The sequence below is a fragment of the Mesorhizobium sp. WSM4817 genome, assembly GCF_055811135.1.
The window spans coordinates 21,102-37,624 of record NZ_JBVVQQ010000032.1; the positions used below are offsets into that span (position 1 = coordinate 21,102).

General features: G+C 63.6%; 17 protein-coding genes and 1 pseudogene. 8 read left to right on the forward strand and 10 right to left on the reverse strand.

Features of this window, described 5'->3' with window-relative positions; translation table 11 throughout:
- Positions 1-30: 30 nt before the first annotated feature.
- From AC0L2K_RS30270 to AC0L2K_RS30290, 5 genes are all read right to left on the reverse strand, one after another.
- Positions 31-1,341, reverse strand: a complete 1,311-nt coding sequence (locus AC0L2K_RS30270; RefSeq protein ID WP_287316561.1) for a hemolysin family protein — start codon at positions 1,339-1,341, stop codon at positions 31-33.
- 231 nt (positions 1,342-1,572) lie between these two features.
- A complete protein-coding gene (locus AC0L2K_RS30275) occupies positions 1,573-2,280 on the reverse strand; it encodes an LssY C-terminal domain-containing protein (RefSeq protein WP_473533127.1) in 708 nt (235 codons plus the stop codon).
- 89 nt (positions 2,281-2,369) lie between these two features.
- Positions 2,370-3,170: an extensin-like domain-containing protein gene (locus AC0L2K_RS30280; protein ID WP_473533128.1), complete on the reverse strand. Its 801-nt coding sequence runs from the start codon at positions 3,168-3,170 to the stop codon at positions 2,370-2,372.
- 192 nt (positions 3,171-3,362) lie between these two features.
- Positions 3,363-4,346 (reverse strand): extensin-like domain-containing protein, encoded by a 984-nt coding sequence (locus tag AC0L2K_RS30285; protein WP_473533129.1) that lies wholly within the window; start codon positions 4,344-4,346, stop codon positions 3,363-3,365.
- 75 nt (positions 4,347-4,421) lie between these two features.
- Complete coding sequence (locus AC0L2K_RS30290) at positions 4,422-4,847, reverse strand: DUF3775 domain-containing protein (RefSeq protein ID WP_023799808.1); 426 nt, start codon at positions 4,845-4,847, stop codon at positions 4,422-4,424.
- 197 nt (positions 4,848-5,044) lie between these two features.
- On the opposite strand from AC0L2K_RS30290, the gene AC0L2K_RS30295 reads away from it, so the two are divergent.
- Positions 5,045-5,584, forward strand: a complete 540-nt coding sequence (locus AC0L2K_RS30295) for a tetratricopeptide repeat protein (protein WP_473533130.1) — start codon at positions 5,045-5,047, stop codon at positions 5,582-5,584.
- Positions 5,585-5,867: 283 nt separating this feature from the next.
- On the forward strand, positions 5,868-6,341 hold the full coding sequence (greA, locus tag AC0L2K_RS30300) for a transcription elongation factor GreA (protein WP_023799806.1): 474 nt from the start codon (positions 5,868-5,870) through the stop codon (positions 6,339-6,341).
- Positions 6,342-6,479: 138 nt separating this feature from the next.
- Here the strand turns inward: greA and waaC are convergent, their stop codons facing one another.
- Genes waaC through rfaD form a run of 3 tightly spaced genes read right to left on the reverse strand, consistent with a single transcriptional unit; the run spans position 6,480 to position 9,381 of the window.
- The gene (gene waaC / locus AC0L2K_RS30305) at positions 6,480-7,454 is read right to left on the reverse strand and encodes a lipopolysaccharide heptosyltransferase I (protein ID WP_473533131.1); all 975 of its coding nucleotides are present in this window, start codon (positions 7,452-7,454) and stop codon (positions 6,480-6,482) included.
- Positions 7,451-8,458, reverse strand: coding sequence for a lipopolysaccharide heptosyltransferase II (gene waaF, locus AC0L2K_RS30310; protein ID WP_287240002.1), 1,008 nt, complete (start codon positions 8,456-8,458; stop codon positions 7,451-7,453). The genes waaC and waaF overlap by 4 nt, the downstream gene beginning before the upstream one ends.
- Positions 8,431-9,381 (reverse strand): ADP-glyceromanno-heptose 6-epimerase, encoded by a 951-nt coding sequence (gene rfaD / locus AC0L2K_RS30315; RefSeq protein ID WP_473533132.1) that lies wholly within the window; start codon positions 9,379-9,381, stop codon positions 8,431-8,433. Before rfaD ends, waaF begins: the two co-directional genes overlap by 28 nt.
- A 96-nt stretch (positions 9,382-9,477) precedes the next feature.
- Between rfaD and AC0L2K_RS30320 the strand changes: the two are divergent.
- The 4 genes and pseudogenes from AC0L2K_RS30320 to AC0L2K_RS30335 all read left to right on the forward strand — a co-directional run.
- Positions 9,478-9,564, forward strand: a pseudogene (locus AC0L2K_RS30320) (LysE family translocator); the annotation flags it as partial.
- A 152-nt stretch (positions 9,565-9,716) separates the two neighbouring features.
- Positions 9,717-11,207 carry a D-glycero-beta-D-manno-heptose-7-phosphate kinase gene (gene rfaE1, locus AC0L2K_RS30325; RefSeq protein WP_473533133.1) on the forward strand — a complete coding sequence of 497 codons (1,491 nt, stop codon included), beginning with the start codon at positions 9,717-9,719 and terminating at the stop codon, positions 11,205-11,207.
- Positions 11,208-11,214: 7 nt separating this feature from the next.
- Positions 11,215-11,787, forward strand: a complete 573-nt coding sequence (locus tag AC0L2K_RS30330) for a D-sedoheptulose-7-phosphate isomerase (RefSeq protein WP_473533134.1) — start codon at positions 11,215-11,217, stop codon at positions 11,785-11,787.
- Positions 11,780-12,445, forward strand: a complete 666-nt coding sequence (locus AC0L2K_RS30335) for a D-glycero-alpha-D-manno-heptose-1,7-bisphosphate 7-phosphatase (protein WP_473533135.1) — start codon at positions 11,780-11,782, stop codon at positions 12,443-12,445. The genes AC0L2K_RS30330 and AC0L2K_RS30335 overlap by 8 nt, the downstream gene beginning before the upstream one ends.
- On the opposite strand, the gene AC0L2K_RS30340 is transcribed toward AC0L2K_RS30335, so the two are convergent.
- On the reverse strand, positions 12,442-12,927 hold the full coding sequence (locus AC0L2K_RS30340) for an Lrp/AsnC family transcriptional regulator (protein WP_077379873.1): 486 nt from the start codon (positions 12,925-12,927) through the stop codon (positions 12,442-12,444). The genes AC0L2K_RS30335 and AC0L2K_RS30340 overlap by 4 nt on opposite strands.
- A 257-nt stretch (positions 12,928-13,184) precedes the next feature.
- Between AC0L2K_RS30340 and trxB the strand changes: the two genes are divergently transcribed.
- Together trxB and AC0L2K_RS30350 are read left to right on the forward strand one after the other, a co-directional pair.
- Positions 13,185-14,159 (forward strand): thioredoxin-disulfide reductase, encoded by a 975-nt coding sequence (gene trxB / locus AC0L2K_RS30345; RefSeq protein WP_027151125.1) that lies wholly within the window; start codon positions 13,185-13,187, stop codon positions 14,157-14,159.
- 72 nt (positions 14,160-14,231) lie between these two features.
- A complete protein-coding gene (locus AC0L2K_RS30350) occupies positions 14,232-15,128 on the forward strand; it encodes a LysR family transcriptional regulator (RefSeq protein ID WP_023799796.1) in 897 nt (298 codons plus the stop codon).
- A 231-nt stretch (positions 15,129-15,359) separates the two neighbouring features.
- Here AC0L2K_RS30350 and AC0L2K_RS30355 read toward each other — a convergent pair whose 3' ends face one another.
- Complete coding sequence (locus AC0L2K_RS30355) at positions 15,360-15,857, reverse strand: methyltransferase family protein (protein ID WP_473533136.1); 498 nt, start codon at positions 15,855-15,857, stop codon at positions 15,360-15,362.
- Positions 15,858-16,523: the final 666 nt, after the last annotated feature.

A 16,523-nucleotide genomic window follows, 5' to 3' on the forward strand; every position in this document is an offset into this window, starting at 1 on the left:
GACCGGCTTGCCTACCCATCGCGTTGACTGCTACCGCACGATTTCGCGATGGCCGCCGGGCAGGCGGGTGGCGATGAGCTTGTCGATGCGGCGGCCGTCGAGGTCGACGACCTCGAAGCGCCAGCCCTGCGCATCGACGCATTCGCCGGTCGTCGGCAGATGGTGCAGATGCGCCAGCACGTAACCGGCGACAGTCTCGTAGTCGCGGTTCTCGGGCAGGTCGATGCCGAGAACGTCGGCCATCTCGTCGGCCTGCATGTAGCCGGCGAGCAACCATGAGCCGTCGTCACGCTTGACGGCGTTTTCTTCGTCGCCGGCGTCGAGGTCCGCCCGGAAGACGCCGGTGATGGCTTCCAGTATGTCGGCCGGGGTGACGATGCCTTCGAAATGGCCGTATTCGTCATGGACCAGCGCCATCGGCACGTTGGATTCCTTGAGTGTCGAAAGGACATCCAGCGCGTCGGCCTGGTCATGGACGATGGGAGCGGTGCGCACATGCCGGCGCGGGTCGAGCGCGCGACCGCCGAGCATCGCGGCCAGCACGTCGCGGGTCTGGACGACGCCGATCATGGCGTCGACGCTGCCATCGCCGGCCGGCAGGCGCGAATGCTGGGTCTCCATCAGGAGTTTGCGGGTCGCCGCGTCGTCGGACTGCAGGTTGATCCAGTCGACCTCGGTGCGCGGCGTCATCACCGCGCGGACGGCGCGGTCGCCGAGCCGCATGACGCCGGCGATCATGCGCCGCTCGTCCGATTCGATGGTGCCGTGATGCTCGGCCTCGGCGACCAGCATCTTGATCTCCTCGTCGGTGACCTTCTCCTCGCTTTCACCGCGCTGGCCGAGCAGCCACAGCATGGCGCGGCCGGAGATGTCGAGCAGGAACACCAGCGGTGCCGAAACGGTGGCGAGGATGGTCATCGCCGGAGCAACCCTGGAGGCGACGCGTTCGGGATCGCGCAGCGCGATCTGCTTGGGCACCAGTTCGCCGATGATCAGCGAGAAGTAGGTGATGAGGGCGACGACGATGCCGACGCCGATCGGGTCGGCAAGGCTTTCGCGGACGCCGGTCGATGCCAGGAACACGGACAGCCGCTCGCCGAGCGTGGCGCCGGAAAAGGCGCCTGATAAAACACCGACCAGGGTAATGCCGATCTGCACCGACGACAGGAATTTGCCTGGATTGGAGCCGAGCGCCAGGGCGCGTCCGGCGCCCGTGACGTTGCGGTCGATCATCGCCTTGAGGCGGGCCGGCCGTGACGAGACGATGGCAAGCTCGGACATTGCCAAAAGGCCGTTCACGCAGATGAGGACGACCACGATAGCGATTTCAGCGTAAAGCATGCGCGGTCAATAGCATTGCGGCGCGGTCTTCGAAAATAGACGGCCGTCATTTTTCATGCCGGCGGGCGCACCATCTCATGCGGCATCCCATGGCGGCGACGAAAAATGCTCGATCAGGGCGTCGACGACGACACGGACTTTTGGCGTCAGGCTGCGCGTCACCGGCCAGATGGCGTGCATGACGACGTCTTCGAGGAGACAGTCCGACAGGACCGTCTCTTCGTCTTGTGCCTACGGCAGCTGCCGCAGCAGGCCAACCACCGCCTTGCCATCGGTGAAATAGGGATCGCCGCCGCCATTGCGCCCGGTCTTTGTCGCACCGATGCCGGATATCTCGCTGGTCGAGATCAGCATGCCAGCGGCAGACAGGTCGCGGATCAGGAAGTCGCGCTCGGCGTCGATGTCGGGACCGATATGGTGGGTGATCTGGCCGGTGTCGTGGCTGAGCCCGACGCCGCGATCGTAGCTTGCCGCACCCAGCCAGAGCGGCCGGCCATCGTCTCCACTCGCATCGGTCTGCCAGAAGCGGACGTGATGGCGCCGGTCGGCACTGTCGCCGACCGGCTTCTCGAAGGCCAGATCCTGTGCACGGCCTTCGAACAACAGCCGGCTGACCGGCGCGTCGGGATAGGGCCGATCGAACAGCACGCTTTCGCCGATCTCGATCGCCGTCTCCAGCGTGAGAGCGTCGGCGGTGTCCCATCCGGCGACGGCGAAGGCGTGGACCAGCTCTTTTTTGGTGCCGACGAGGCCGACATTGATCGGATCGCCCGCGATGCCTTGCGGCGTGTGCGTCACCATTTCGAAGCGCTGCGTGCGGAAGTTGCGGTCGCGCAGGGTCCAGAATTCCGGCGCGGCGAAATAGGCGAGCACGAGATAGCCGGCACAGAACACCACCAGCCAGATCGTTGCGCGTCGTCGAAGGCTTCGTCGGCTCATGCGACACCACAGTGGTGATATGACATCACCTTATGTGACGTCATTCTACGCGGCGGCGCACACCTTGGGCAGTGGGCACGCGCTCGGGCTCAGCGGCAGGCGCGGTAGCCGTTCTTGCGGTTCTTGATGTCGAAATGGAAATGGTTGCGGTGGTCGTAATTGTAGCCGGGACCGAGCACGGTGGTGAAATACTGGCAGCCGTCGGCGCGCACAGTGTTGAGGAAGCCGCGGGTGCGGAAGGCGAACAGGCCGGGCTTGCGCACGTCGATCTCCTTGCCATTGCTAAGCTCGATGCTCATGACGTCGAGCGCGTTGCCCTTGCTGTGCTCCGACAGCGTGCCTTCGCCGGCGATCCTGCGGCAGGAATAGCTCGAGCCCTGGCGAATGGTCCTGACGCCGGAGAAATAACGCCAGCGGGCGGACGGGACCAGTTCATTCCTGGCCCAGCCGGCGAAGGTGGCGGCCATGTCGCAGGTCAGCGTCGCGGCCGGCTTCATCCCGATGCGGCCGATGGCCGAGATCTTGACCGGATAGTCGATGCCGCACTGGCCTTCGCGGATCGGCGCAAGGTCGCTGTAGACGACGCCCAGGCGCTTCAAATCCTTGCGGCACTCGACCTCGCTGGCCGGCATCTGTTCGGTCGGCGCCATCGGCTCGTCCATGCGTGGATAGGCGGCGGTCATGTAAGGGTTGGATGGGACGAGGCGCTGCATTCCAGCGTACTCTGGGACAGCTGATGTCTGGCTGCCGACATCGACGGCCGGTTCCAGCGAGAGCACGCTGCCGGTGGTGCAGGCCGAGATCGCTGCGATGGCAAGCCCGCCGGCAATCACGCGCGCGCGTCTCACTTGCCGCACGGCGACAGACGCGGCGCGAAATATCCCGGCCATTGGCAGGTTCCCGGTCCCCGAGCCGATCAGGCTCCATGTCATCGTTTGATCATGATCTTTCTCCGAAAACCGGATCCCACTTTTCGGGGTCATGATCAGATGAAACGGAGCTTACCCGCCAACAGTAAAGGAAAAATCAGCGGCTGCGTTTACGGCTGCGGCCAAATTGCGGCGCGTCGGTCCGCAACCATATCACTGGCAGAAGGTGCCGCCGTTGCGGCGCGGTGCAAGATCGAGATGGAGATGCAGCGAATGATCGGCATCGCTGCCCGGGCCAAGCACGGTCTTGAACGGTCCGCAGGCTGCCTTGCGTATTGCGTTCAGGAATTTCGCCTCCTTTTCCGGTGGCGCCGGGCGGATGTCGATCCTCCTGCCGTCCGAAAGCGTGAAGCTGGCGATGTCGAGCGCGTTGCCGAAGGCGTGCTCCGACAATTTCCCGCCGCCATTGCGGTGGCGGCAGACGAAGGCGGATGCCTGGCCGACCGACTTGAGTTCGGCGCCGAGCTCGGCCTTGGCCGCCGGCTGGACGATATCGGCGGCGAAGCGCGCGGCGGCCTCGGCCATCTGGCAATTCAACTCGGATTCGGGGTTGATATCCAATGACTTGCCCAGCGTCTTCAGTGCGATCGGATAGGGGACAGAGCAGCCGACCGCCGCATCGTGCTCGGCTTTGCGTTCCTCGAAGTCGACGCCCATCGACTTCAGCCGCCGGCGGCAGGCCAGTTCCTCGTCCGGCATTTTCTCCTGCGGCACAGCGGCCGAGCGCGGGTCGGGAGGAATTTTTCTCTCCGGCGCCTGCGCCGGCTTATCCGGTGGTTTTGGCGCGGGGGCCGGTGGTTTTGCCTCGGCGGGGTTTTCGGTCGGCGTCGGAGCGACTGCCGGCGGCTGCGGCCGGGCTTGCTGATGCTGGTCCGACTTCTGCTGGTCCATTTTGTCGGTCGCGGGTTGATCTGGCTTTGGCGCATCCGCAGGGCGCGGCTCGGGGATCGGCACGTCGGCAGGCGCGGCTTCTTGCGCTGATTGCGACTGATTGAGCTCCGGGACGGGCACCTTATCGGGCAGTTCCGGAGCTTGGGCCAGGGCCGCTCCTGCGGACAGCATCGCCGCCGCCAAAGGCAGCGCCAATCTGATCAATCCGGCCATTCTGATCGATGTAGGAGAGGTCACCACCGCCATTCGCCCTTAACGGCGGGCGAATGCGGAAGTTGCCTGAACGAGGGCATTGGCCGATCACAAACGGTGACCGCGGTGTTACGCACCGATCGCTTCCAGCCCTTCCTCCAGCCAGTCGGCCAACAGCGGCATGCCGAGCAGATATTTCGCCGTGCGCTTGTTGGCGCGCTCGCGCGCGGCCGTCAGCGCGTCCGCCCATTCCGAGGCGTCATAGTCGCCGCGTCCAACCCAGGCGAGGGCGACGAGTTCGGCCGCCTCGTCGACATTGAGATCGTTGATCAGTTCGCGCAGCTCTTCTTCGGTGAGGTCCTCGGAACGTTCCTCGACGAGACCGTCATGATGATGGTTGTCATGCGCCTCGCTATCGAGTTCTACCTCGTGCTCGGCGCCATCGGCATAGTCTTCGTTGACGGCGGCGCTCAACGCCTTCGCCTTGAGGATGAACAGGCGCACCGTGTCGGGACCGATCGAAAGCTCCCATTCTTTTTCAAGGCGCCGCTGCACTGGCCGTCTCCGCATACTCCGTTGGCGTTTGCTGGATGATAGCGGATTTGCAGCGCTCGTCACGTTTTGTTCGGCGCTTCCATTTTCCGACTGGCGCGGGCCGTTGAAAAGGCTTTCACTGGCCGTGACTTTTTTCCGGGATGAAACGGCTTTTGCCCGGCGTTAGTCTTGCATTGTCATGCTTCAAGGAGAGTTCGATGCGCAGACGATTGCTGATCCAGGTTCTGGCGGTTGCCGCCCTGCCGCTGTTTGCTGTTCCGGTGTTTTCGGCCGGTGAAGGTGGAGGCGGTGGCGATGGCAGCCAGACGACACAGTGCAAGAAAGGCAAGGTCTGGGACAAGAAGCTGAAGAAGTGCGTCGCGCCCAAGCACGGCATGCTGGACGACGACAACATCTATGAAGCCGGCCGCGCGCTGGCGATGGCAGGACGTTATGACGAGGCGATTGCCGTGCTCAGCCTGGCTGCGGACAAGAAAGACCCTCGCATCCTCAACTATCTCGGCTACTCGCACCGCCATTCCGGACGCGTCACCGTCGGTCTCGGCTATTATGAGGAAGCGCTGCGCATCGATCCTGATTACACGCTGGTACGCGAATATCTCGGCGAGGCGCATCTGCAGATCGGCGATCTCGCCGGCGCCCGGGAACAGCTCCGCGAGATCGAGAAACGCATCGGCAAGGGATCTCGTGAATACGGCATGCTGTCCGAGCAGATAGACCGTTTCATGAAGGGCTGATTCTAAGCCCGAACACGCCTCAGACCGGCTGTGAGCAATCGCAGCCGGTTTTTATTGCGGCGCGCCCGGCCAGCCGGGCTGCCATGACGGCATTTCCGCAAATGGCGGGCGAATTTTTCAAAACCGATTTTTTGGCGTGAAAAACCCGCGAAGATTGCTATATTGGAGGAAATTGCGGTGACACGGTTCCGTTAGCCCGAGGCTGCCGGACCGTTTTCTTTTTGTACCCATCGACAAGGTCGCTCCCGGAATGCGGGGGCGGCGGCAGGAAAGGTCAGGCATTATGAACAAGGTCCCGATGACAGGCGAGGGGTTCGCGTCATTGAAGGAAGAACTGCGCTGGCGCCAGCAGGAAGAGCGGCCGCGCATCATCGAAGCAATCTCCGAAGCGCGCTCGCACGGCGATCTCTCTGAAAACGCGGAATACCACGCGGCGAAAGAGGCGCAGAGTCTCAATGAGGGCCGCGTCAACGAGCTCGAGGATTTTATCGCCCGCGCCGAGGTGATCGACATCACAAAGCTCAGCGGCGAAAAGGTCAAGTTCGGCGCGACCGTGGTGCTGGTCGACGAGGACACGGAAGAGAAGAAGACCTACCAGATCGTCGGCGACCAGGAGGCGGACGTGAAGTCCGGCCGCATCTCGATCTCCTCGCCGATCGCGCGGGCGCTGATCGGCAAGGAAGTCGGCGATGCCATCGAGGTCAACGCGCCAGGCGGCGCGCGGGGCTACGAGATCGTCCAGGTACAGTTCATTTAGGACCTTTTGATAATTCTACTCTGGCGGCCGACTAGCGCGGTTTTCTGCGCTTCCGGTGCTCACGTACTTTAAGTACGCTCCGCTCCGGTTCTCGAAAACCACGCTATTCGACTCGCCAGAGCGAATTCTGAAAAGGTCCTATGTCGCGGCCTGCGATTTGAGCGCCAGCAGCCTCTCAGCTTCCGCTACCACCTCTATCGGCGCGACACGAGCGCCGGGCGCGGCCAGCAGCGTTGACGAGAACGGCCCGCGCGGGCCGGTCAGGCCGGGTTCTGTCGCCACAAACACCGCGACGGTCGGCAGGCCGAAGGCACTGGCGAGGTGGGTAAGGCCGGTATCGGCGCCGATGACCAGCACCGACCGGCCGATGATCGCGGCGATCTCGGCAAGCGGTGATTTCGGCACCAGCACGGTCTGTGGAACAGCTTGGGCAATCGCCTCGGCAACCGCCTTTTCCCTGTCGTTCGACCAGGTGGTGACCGGCGTCATTCCACTTTCCACGAGACGCCGGGCCGTCTCGATCCAGTCGCCGACCGGCCATTTCTTGTCCTCGCGGCTGGTGCCGTGCAGCAGGAAAGCGGTTTTTTCGCCGACAAAAGTCGAAGCGACGGCCGGCGGCACGATGCCGGAGCCGAGCCCGGAAAAATCCGGTTCATAGCCGAGCGCCAGCCCGAACAGCCGCCTTGTGCGTTCGATGGCGTGCAGATCGCGCGGCACAGCATAGCGGCGGTCGTAGAACACGGTTGCCGAGGGCTCGCGAGCGCTCGACCGGTCGAAGCCGGCGATCGGCGCCGCGGCCTGTTTCGCCACCACGGCCGACTTCAGCAATCCTTGCGCATCGATGACGAGATCGTAGCGGCGATCCCGCAAGGCGCGGCGCAGTCCCGCTGCCTCGCACCATGTGCCGCGGCCGAGCGGGCTTGTGCGCCAGCGCCGGATTGCCACGGTGTGGATGGTCGCGATCGCCGGATGCAGCGCCACGATGCCGGCAAAAGCCTCTTCCACACACCAGTCGAACGACACGTCCGGCCGGTTGCGGCGGGCATCCTCGACGGCCGGAAAGCTGTGGATGACGTCACCCATCGAGGATGTCTTGACGATGAGCACCCTCATGCGGCGGCCGGCATTTCCAGCAGCCGTTCCGCCGCTGCCGCGACCTGCGCCACCTCAAGCGTGTTCAGGCAGTTGAGATGGCCGAGCGGGCAGATTTTCCGGTGGCAGGGCGAACAGGACAGGCCGAGCCAGACCAGTTCGCGCTGCTCGGCGAGCGGCGGCGTATTGTGCGGCGAGGTCGAGCCGTAGACGGCCACGATCGGCGTGCCGACCGCGGCGGCGACATGCATCAGCCCACTGTCGTTCGACACCGCAAGCCTGGCCGCGGCGATCAGGTCGATGGCGTCCTCCAGCCGCGTCTGGCCAGCGAGGTCGACAACATCAGGTGCAAGCGTGGCGATTTCCGCCGTCACCTCAGCGTCGTTCTTCGATCCGAACAGCGCGACCGCAAAACCTTTTTCCATCATGTCGCGGGCAAGGCCGGCATAGCGGTCGCTCGGCCAGCGTTTGGCCGGCCCGAACTCGGCGCCGGGCATCAGCGCGACGAATTTTTTCGCCTCCAGCCCGAAGCGGCCCAGCAATACCGCCTGGTTTTTCGTGTCGACAGTGAGCTTGGGAGCACGGAACGTGCCGCCTTGCGCGAGGCCGAAATAGGCCTGCGCCGTGCGCCGTTTCACATCGTCGGGCAAGGCAACGATATCGGTCAGCAGCCCGTAGCGCATTTCCTTGAGGTAGCCGACACGGCGCGGAATGCGGGCAAAGAACGGGACCAGCGCCGACTTCCAGCTTCCAGGCATGACATAGGCGATGTCGTAGTGGCCGCGCAGCAGGCGGCCGAAGCGCCTTCGCATGCGGAATTCCAGCGCTCCGGATTTCAGCGGCAGATCGACCTGCTGGCGTATTTCGGGCATCCGCTTGACCAGTGGCGCGGCCCATGCCGGGGCCAGCACGTCGATTGCGGCGTTCGGGTGAAGCTCTCTCAGCGCCGAGAACAGGCACTGCGCCATCACCATGTCGCCCACCCAGCGTGGGCCGATCACGAGGATCGTTGGGCTTTCAGCCATTCGACATAGTCTCTGACGCCGGTTTCCACTGTGCGAAACTGACCATTGTAACCGGCGGCGCGCAACCGGGACATGTCAGCTTGCGTAAAACTCTGGTAGCTGCCCTTGAGATGGTCGGGGAAGTCGATGAACTCGATCTCGCCTTTGCCCAGCGCGCCGATCACAGTTTCGGCAATGGCGCGGAACGGCTGGGCTCGGCCGGTGCCGCAGTTGAAGATGCCGCTTGAGCCGCGTTTCCACAACCACAGATTGACATCGGCAACGTCGCCGACATGGATGAAGTCGCGGCTCTGCTCGCCAGGTCCGAAACCGTCATAGGCGCCGAACAGCTTTGGGTTGTGGCCTTGCTCGACCTGGTTGAACAGATGGTAGGCGACCGAGGCCATGGCGCCCTTGTGCGCCTCGCGCGGCCCATAGACGTTGAAATAGCGCAGGCCGGCCACCGGCGAATGGTCGGTATCGAAGACGGTGCGGCGGACGTAGTCGTCGAACAGCTTCTTTGAATAGGCATAGACATTGAGCGGGCGCTCGCAGTCCGGCTCCTCGCGAAACTCGGCGCCGCCGCCATAGACCGAAGCCGAGGAGGCATAGAGGAAAGGCAGCCGCAGCGCCAGGCAGGCATGCAGCAGCCGCTTCGAATAGGTGTAGTTCACCTCCATCATGAACTTGCCGTTCCACTCGGTGGTGGTCGAGCAGGCGCCCTGGTGGAAGACGGCCTCGATGCGGCCGAGGTCGCCGGCCTCCATCCGCGGCAGGAAATCGTCCTTGTCGAGATAATCGGCGATCTGCAGGTCGGCGAGATTGGCGATCTTGTGGCCGTCGGTCAGGTCGTCGACGACGAGAATGTCGCTGATCCCTTCGGCATTGAGCGCGGCGACGATGTTTGAGCCGATCATGCCGGCGCCGCCCGTGACGATGATCATGAAAGCCTCTGGTATCTTGTGCCGATTCCGGCCCTTATAGGGGAGGCTTGCGGGGCTGTCGATAAAGCAGGTCGCAAACCGGCGGTTGGGTGGGCGTCAAACGGCGGGCAACGCCTGATGCGGCGTGCGGGCGGCGCGGTGCTCGTCGGATTGGGTGTTCACGTCGCTTTGCAAAAAAGTTGATCCGCCAAACCGGCGTTGGCTGTGGTCGGTTCGGCGCCTGCCGTTGCGCTGAGCCGAATTGCGGTATATCGGCTTCGCCATGAACGACCAGCCCTGCCAGTCCAGCGTTTTCACAGCATCGGGACCGGCTCTCATTGCACGTCGAAGATGACATGAGCGAGCAATACCTGCCTTCTCCCGAACCGCTTCACCGCGCCATCTCGCGGTTCGGCAACGTCACCGTGCTGGTGGTCGGCGACTTCATCCTCGACCGTTTCGTCAACGGCGTCATCGAGCGGATTTCGCCGGAAGCGCCTATTCCGGTGCTGCGCGGGCGTGGCGAAACCTCGGCGATGGGTGGCGCCGGCAATGTCGTCGCCAACATCGTCTCGCTCGGCGCTGCCGCGATACCGGTTTCGGTGATCGGCGCCGATCCGGCCGGCGACAATCTCATGCGCATGCTCGCCAGGCTTGGCGTCGACACCGGCGGTCTCGCGCAGGACGCCAACCGGATGACCTCGTCGAAAAGCCGTTTCAGCGCGCTCAACCAGCAGGTGCTGCGCTTCGACGAAGAGGAAATCAAGCCGCTGGGCGATGCAGAGCGGGCGACGCTGATCCGGCTTTTCCGCGCCGGGCTGGCGCAAGCCGACATCGTCATCCTGTCCGACTACGGCAAGGGCATGTTGCTCGACGGCGTCGCCGGCGAGCTGATCTCGATCTGCCGCGAGGCGGACAAGCCGGTGCTGGTCGATCCCAAGGGCCGCGACTATGCTTGCTATTCCGGGGCGACGGCGATCACGCCCAATCGCAAGGAACTTGGCGAGGCGGTCGGACGCGCGGTGTTTGCCGATGACGAGATCGTCGCCGCGGCGCGTGAGCTGATCTCGGCACATGGCTTCGATTTCGTCGTCGCGACTCGCAGCGAAAAAGGCATGAGCGTCGTCGACGCCGACGATGCCCGCCACATTGCCACGCAGGCGCGGGAGGTGTTCGACGTTTCCGGCGCCGGCGACACTGTCATTGCTACGTTTGCGTTGGCTCTGGCTGCGGGCGCCGACCGCGTCATTGCCGCGGCCATCGCCAACGCGGCGGCTGGCGTGGTGGTGGGAAAACGCGGCACCGCGCGGCTGACGGCCGAGGAACTCAGCGGCGCGCTGTTTCGCTCGCACGGACCGATTGCCCACAAGGATGCAATCCTCGATGCCGCCCCCGCCGCACGGCTGGTGGCGACGTGGAAGGACGAAGGCCTGAGCGTCGGTTTCACCAATGGCTGCTTCGATATCCTTCACGCCGGCCATGTCAGCCTTTTGCATGCGGCGCGCAGCCAGTGCGACCGGCTGGTGCTCGGCCTCAACAGCGATGCCTCGGTGCGCCGGCTGAAAGGGCCGGGGCGCCCGGTCAACGATGAGCATGACCGCGCCTGCGTGCTGGCGGCGCTTGCCTCGGTCGATGCCGTCGTCGTCTTCGAGGAAGACACGCCGCTCGCGCTGATCGAGGCGCTGAAGCCCGACATACTGGTCAAGGGCGCCGACTATACGATCGATCAGGTGGTCGGCGCCGAAATCGTGCAAAAGGCGGGCGGCCGCGTCGTGCTGGTCGATCTCGTCGCCGGCAAAAGCACCACCGGCACCATCGGCAAGTTGCGCGCCGGCAGCACAAACTGAGGTTTTCATGTCCGAACTGAACGACTATCTGGTCCGCTCGGCGGCCGCGATCACCGCGATGGTCGAGCGCGACCTCACCAGCGAGATGGAGCGGGCGGCCACCGCCGTCGTCGCCGCGCTTTCGCAGGGCAAGGCGCTGCTGATCTGCGGCAATGGCGGCTCGGCCAGCGACGCCATTCACATCGCCGGCGAACTGGTCGGCCGCTTCCTGAAGGAGCGCAAGGCCTACAACGTCATCGCGCTGCCAGCCAATGCGGCGGTGCTGACCGCCTGGGGCAATGATTACGGCTTCGACACGGTGTTTTCACGCCAGGTCGAGGCGCATGGCGCGGCGGGGGCCGTGCTGCTCGCCATCTCGACCAGCGGCAACTCGCCCAGCATCCTCGCCGCCGCCGAACAGGCGCGCATGATGGACATGACTGTGATCAGCCTGACCGGCGACACCGGCGGCAAGCTCAAGCCGCTCTCCGACATCCTGCTCAACGTGCCCTCGACCTCGACGCCGATCATCCAGCAGGGGCATCTGTGCCTCTATCATCATCTATGCGAAATAGTCGAAGCGCGCCTCTGTGATGGCTGATCGGGACGCTGTCACAACCTCGCAGCCGTACCCGCTCGAAGCGCCGGGCCTGTGGGTCGAGCGGATTGGTACCTCGGTTTTTCCAGCTGGCACGCCGGCGCTGTTCCTCGACCGCGACGGCACCATAAATGTCGACACCGACTACCCCAGCGATCCGGCTGACATCGTGCTGCGCGAAGATATCGCGCCAGTGATCGCTGCCGCCAACCGGGCCGGAATCCCGGTCGTCGTGGTGACCAATCAATCAGGCATAGCCCGCGGCTATTTCGGCTGGCCGGAGTTCGCCGCGGTCAATGCCCGGCTGCTGGCGCTTCTCGAAGCGCAGAATTGCCGGATCGATCTGGTGCTCGCCTGCGCCTACCATTCGAGCGGGACGGGCGAGCTGGCAGCAGTTGATCATCCGATGCGCAAGCCCAATCCGGGCATGCTTCTGCGCGCCCGCGATCTGCTGTGCGTGGATATCAGCCGATCGATCATCGTCGGCGATAAGGCCGATGACATGGAAGCCGGACGGCGAGCCGGGCTCTGCGAGGGTTGGCTGGTGAACGGCAGATCCGATCGGACTCCCGGCGAAGGTGCGTCCAGGACGCGTAACCTGACGACCGATAACGATCACAGCAAACTCTGCGACGCCATCGCCGAGCTCGGCCGGGATTAAGGTCTCGCTTCGCTGAAAGCCACCAGGCCCTCGTCCTTGACGCGACGGATGGTCAGTGCCGTCCGCACCGTGTCGACATTCGGCGCCGAGGCCAGTTCCTCGATGACGAAGGTCTGAAAGGCGCCGAGGTCGCTCGCCACGCAATGCAGCAAAAAGTCGGATTCGCCCGACACCATCCAGGCGTCGCGAACGATCGGCCAGCCGCGGGTGCGTTCGGCGAAGGTTTTCAGCTCCGCGTCGGCCTGGTGATGCAGGCCGATGAGGCAAAAGGCGACGACATCCAGGCCGAGCGCCGGCGCATTGAGCAAGGCGCGATAGCCGCGGATGATGCCGGTCTCTTCCAGCCGCCTGACGCGACGCAGGCATGGCGGCGCAGAAATGCCGACGCGGCCGGACAATTCGACATTGGTCATGCGCCCATCGTGCTGAAGCTCGCGCAGGATCTTCCAGTCGATGGCATCGAGATCGGCTTTGAGCGGCATGGATACCTTGGCGCTTCACGCAAGAATCTTTCGTGATCTTGTAATTAAACGACTTTGGTGTCCATTCCATCCCTTCAGTCACTGATTTTCGAACAGTCGCCGCCAGGATGTTCATGGATCGTCTGTTTGTGCGGAAGCTTTCCGGGGACGAAGGCCGGGTCGTCTTGCTGGCGTCGCCTGCAACACCTAGATTAGGGCCGAAATCGATCCCTGTGCCGGACGCTTCATTCGCGTCCGGTTGTTGTGAAAGCCCTGATATGACGTCCAAGCACGCACCCGTTCTCATCATCGGTTCCGGTCCCGCCGGCTATACGGCGGCAATCTACGCCGCCCGCGCCATGCTGAAGCCGATGCTGGTCGCCGGCCTGCAACAGGGCGGCCAGTTGATGATCACCACCGATGTCGAAAACTATCCGGGCTTCGCCGATCCGATTCAGGGTCCGTGGCTGATGGAGCAAATGCTGAAACAGGCCGAGCATGTCGGCACCGACGTCATCAACGACATCATCACCGAGGTCGACCTCAACGTGCGGCCGTTTCGTGCCAAGGGCGATTCCGGCGCCACCTATACCGCCGACGCGCTGATTATCGCCACCGGTGCGCAGGCGAAATGGCTGGGCATCCCGAGCGAACAGACCTTCATGGGCTTCGGCGTATCGGCCTGCGCCACCTGCGACGGCTTCTTCTATCGCGGCAAGGATGTCGCGGTGATCGGCGGCGGCAATTCGGCGGTGGAGGAGGCGCTTTACCTTTCCAACCTGGCCAAGAGCGTGACGGTCATCCACCGGCGCAGCGACTTCCGCGCCGAGCGCATCCTCAGCGAGCGGCTGTTCAAGAAGGACAATGTCCGCGTCATCTGGGACACCGTCGTCGACGAGATCACCGGCCAGTCCGGCAAGATGCCGCTGCCGCCGTCGGTGGAAGGACTGAAGCTGCGCAATCTGGTGACCGGCCAGGAGATGCATCTGACGGTCGACGGCGTGTTCGTGGCGATCGGCCATGCGCCGGCGGTCGAGCTGTTCGCCGGCAAGCTGAAGCAGAAGCCGAACGGCTATCTGTGGACGGCGCCGGATTCGACCTGCACCGACGTGCCGGGCGTGTTCGCCGCCGGCGACGTGACCGACGACATCTACCGCCAGGCGGTGACGGCGGCGGGGCTCGGCTGCATGGCCGCGCTCGAGGCGGAAAAGTACCTCGCCGGGATCGAAGTTCACCGCGAAGCGGCGGAGTAAACAAGCGGCCGAGAAAAGCCGCGCAAAAGCCTGATTTTTCATTCAGACGCCAGAAAACAGAATGGGGGCATCATGGCGTTGGACTGGGACAAGCTACGCGTGTTTCACGCTGCGGCGGAAGCTGGGTCGTTCACCCATGCCGCCGAGACACTGCATCTGTCGCAATCGGCGATCTCGCGGCAGGTCAGCGCGCTCGAACATGATGTCGGCGTGCCGCTGTTCAATCGCCATGCCCGCGGCCTGGTGCTGACCGAGCAGGGTGAGATGCTGTTCCGCACGGCGCATGACGTGCTGATGAAGCTGGAGACGATCAAGTCGCGGCTGACCGAGGCCAAGGATCGGCCTTCCGGCGTGCTCAGGGTGACGACCACGGTGGGGCTCGGCGCCGGCTGGCTGACCGAGCGCGTGCAGGAATTCATCGAGCTCTATCCCGAGATCAGCCTGCAGCTGATCCTGGCGAATGAGGAACTCGACCTCACGATGCGGCGGGCGGACTGCGCGATCCGGCTGCGCCAGCCGCAGCAGCCCGATCTCATCCAGCGCCGTCTGTTCACGGTGCATTTCCATCTCTACGCCGCCCCTTCCTACGTCAACAAATATGGCAAGCCGGCGTCGATCGCCGAGCTGAAGAGCCATCGCATCGTCACCTTCGGCGTGCCGGTGCCGGCGCATCTGTCGGAATTGAACTGGCTGGAAACGGTCGGCGATTTCGAAGGCGGGCAAAGGGTGCCGACGCTGCAGATCAACGACATATTGTCGATCAAGCGCGCGGTCCAGGGTGGCGCCGGCATCGCCATGCTGCCCGACTATGTGGTCAGCAAGGATTCAGGCCTGGTGCAGTTGCTGCCGGAGACCGAAGTGCCGTCCTTCGACACCTATTTCGCCTATCCCGATGCGATGAAGAACCAGGCGAAGCTGCACGTGTTCCGCGATTTCATCATCGCCAAGGCCCGAAGCTGGTCGTTCTGATCCAAGGTTCGCGCTGCCCCTCATCCCCCTGCCGGGACCTTCTCCCCGTAAAGGACGGGGAGAAGGGACTTGCCGGAACCTCGGCAACCTTCCTGCAACGCTGGTGATTGGCGAAACCGTGGATGAGAGCGCCCTCTCCCCGTCACTATACGGGGAGAGGATGCCGGCAGGCAGGTGAGGGGCAGCGCAATCTTGGCAGTCAATCTCTTTGACGTTCACGCTCGTCTGAAATTATTCACGCCATGGCGTCAGGCGGGGCAGCCAGCCTGGAACGGCATGGCGGTAGGCCTCGTACTCGGCGCCATAGCGGCGGGCAAGCGTCGGTTCCTCATGGAACTTCACGAACGAGACCATGGCGACGGCGGCGATAGCGGCATAGGCGACGAGGGCCGCGCTCGAAAACAGCAGCGCCTGGCCAAGGATGATCGCCAGCACAGCCACATACATCGGGTTGCGGACATGGCGGTAGATGCCGCCGACAACCAGACGATCGGTTGGCGCGACCGGAGCGGGCGTGCCTCGGCCTTCGAGAGCAAAACGGGCAAAGGCATTAAGCAGCAAGGCCGTTGCGACGACAATCAGGACCCAGCCGACCGGAACCAGGCCGGGCAGGGTCGACCATGGCATGCGATAGCGATCGGTCAACAGCCAGGGCAGCAATCCCGCGACCACACCGGGCGCTGCGATGAAGAACAGCGCGCTGCCGGCGATCGCCCGACGGGTCTTCATCGGGGGTTCCTTCGGCGCGATTCTCGGGCCGATGCATGGCTGCCGCAAAAATAAACGCGCGCTGCCTGATTCGCCATCATTCGTTGTTTTCTGCGTTCTGGACCGAAAATCGGCGCTGATTTGCCATTTCGCAATGAATCTTGACTGGCTGCGCACTGCATTTCGCGATTCTTCTGGTCCTACGAGGCCAAGCAACGGGTTAGACCACAGCCTGTGTCATTTTGCATGCGAGTGTTGCAAAATAGATGCTTGTTTCTTGGGCATGATGAGCACATATATAGATCATCTCCTGGGCGCGTTCTCCTCCCATTAGCGCCCTCGAGTGTTCCCCTCTGGAGGTTAGCCTTAACAGGCACTTCCAATCAAACTCAGCCGGATCTTCGTTGATCCGGCTTTTTTGTATCCCGAACCCTGCCGGCGCTGACGCAAAGCCGACCGAAATTGTCATGTAACAGTGACATGTAACCTCAGGTAACATGTCGCGGGCGCGCAGCATCGACTAAGCAGATCATAGGACGCGGTGTGGTTCGTGCGGGAGATGGGGGCATCACTCGGACGATCCGGGCTCAGGCGGCTACCGCGTCCGAACTATTCTTCCGCTGAGGCTGTCAAGCGTTGGCGGCATGTGCGGCGGACCTGGCATTTCGCCTCCCACGAAGACGGTCC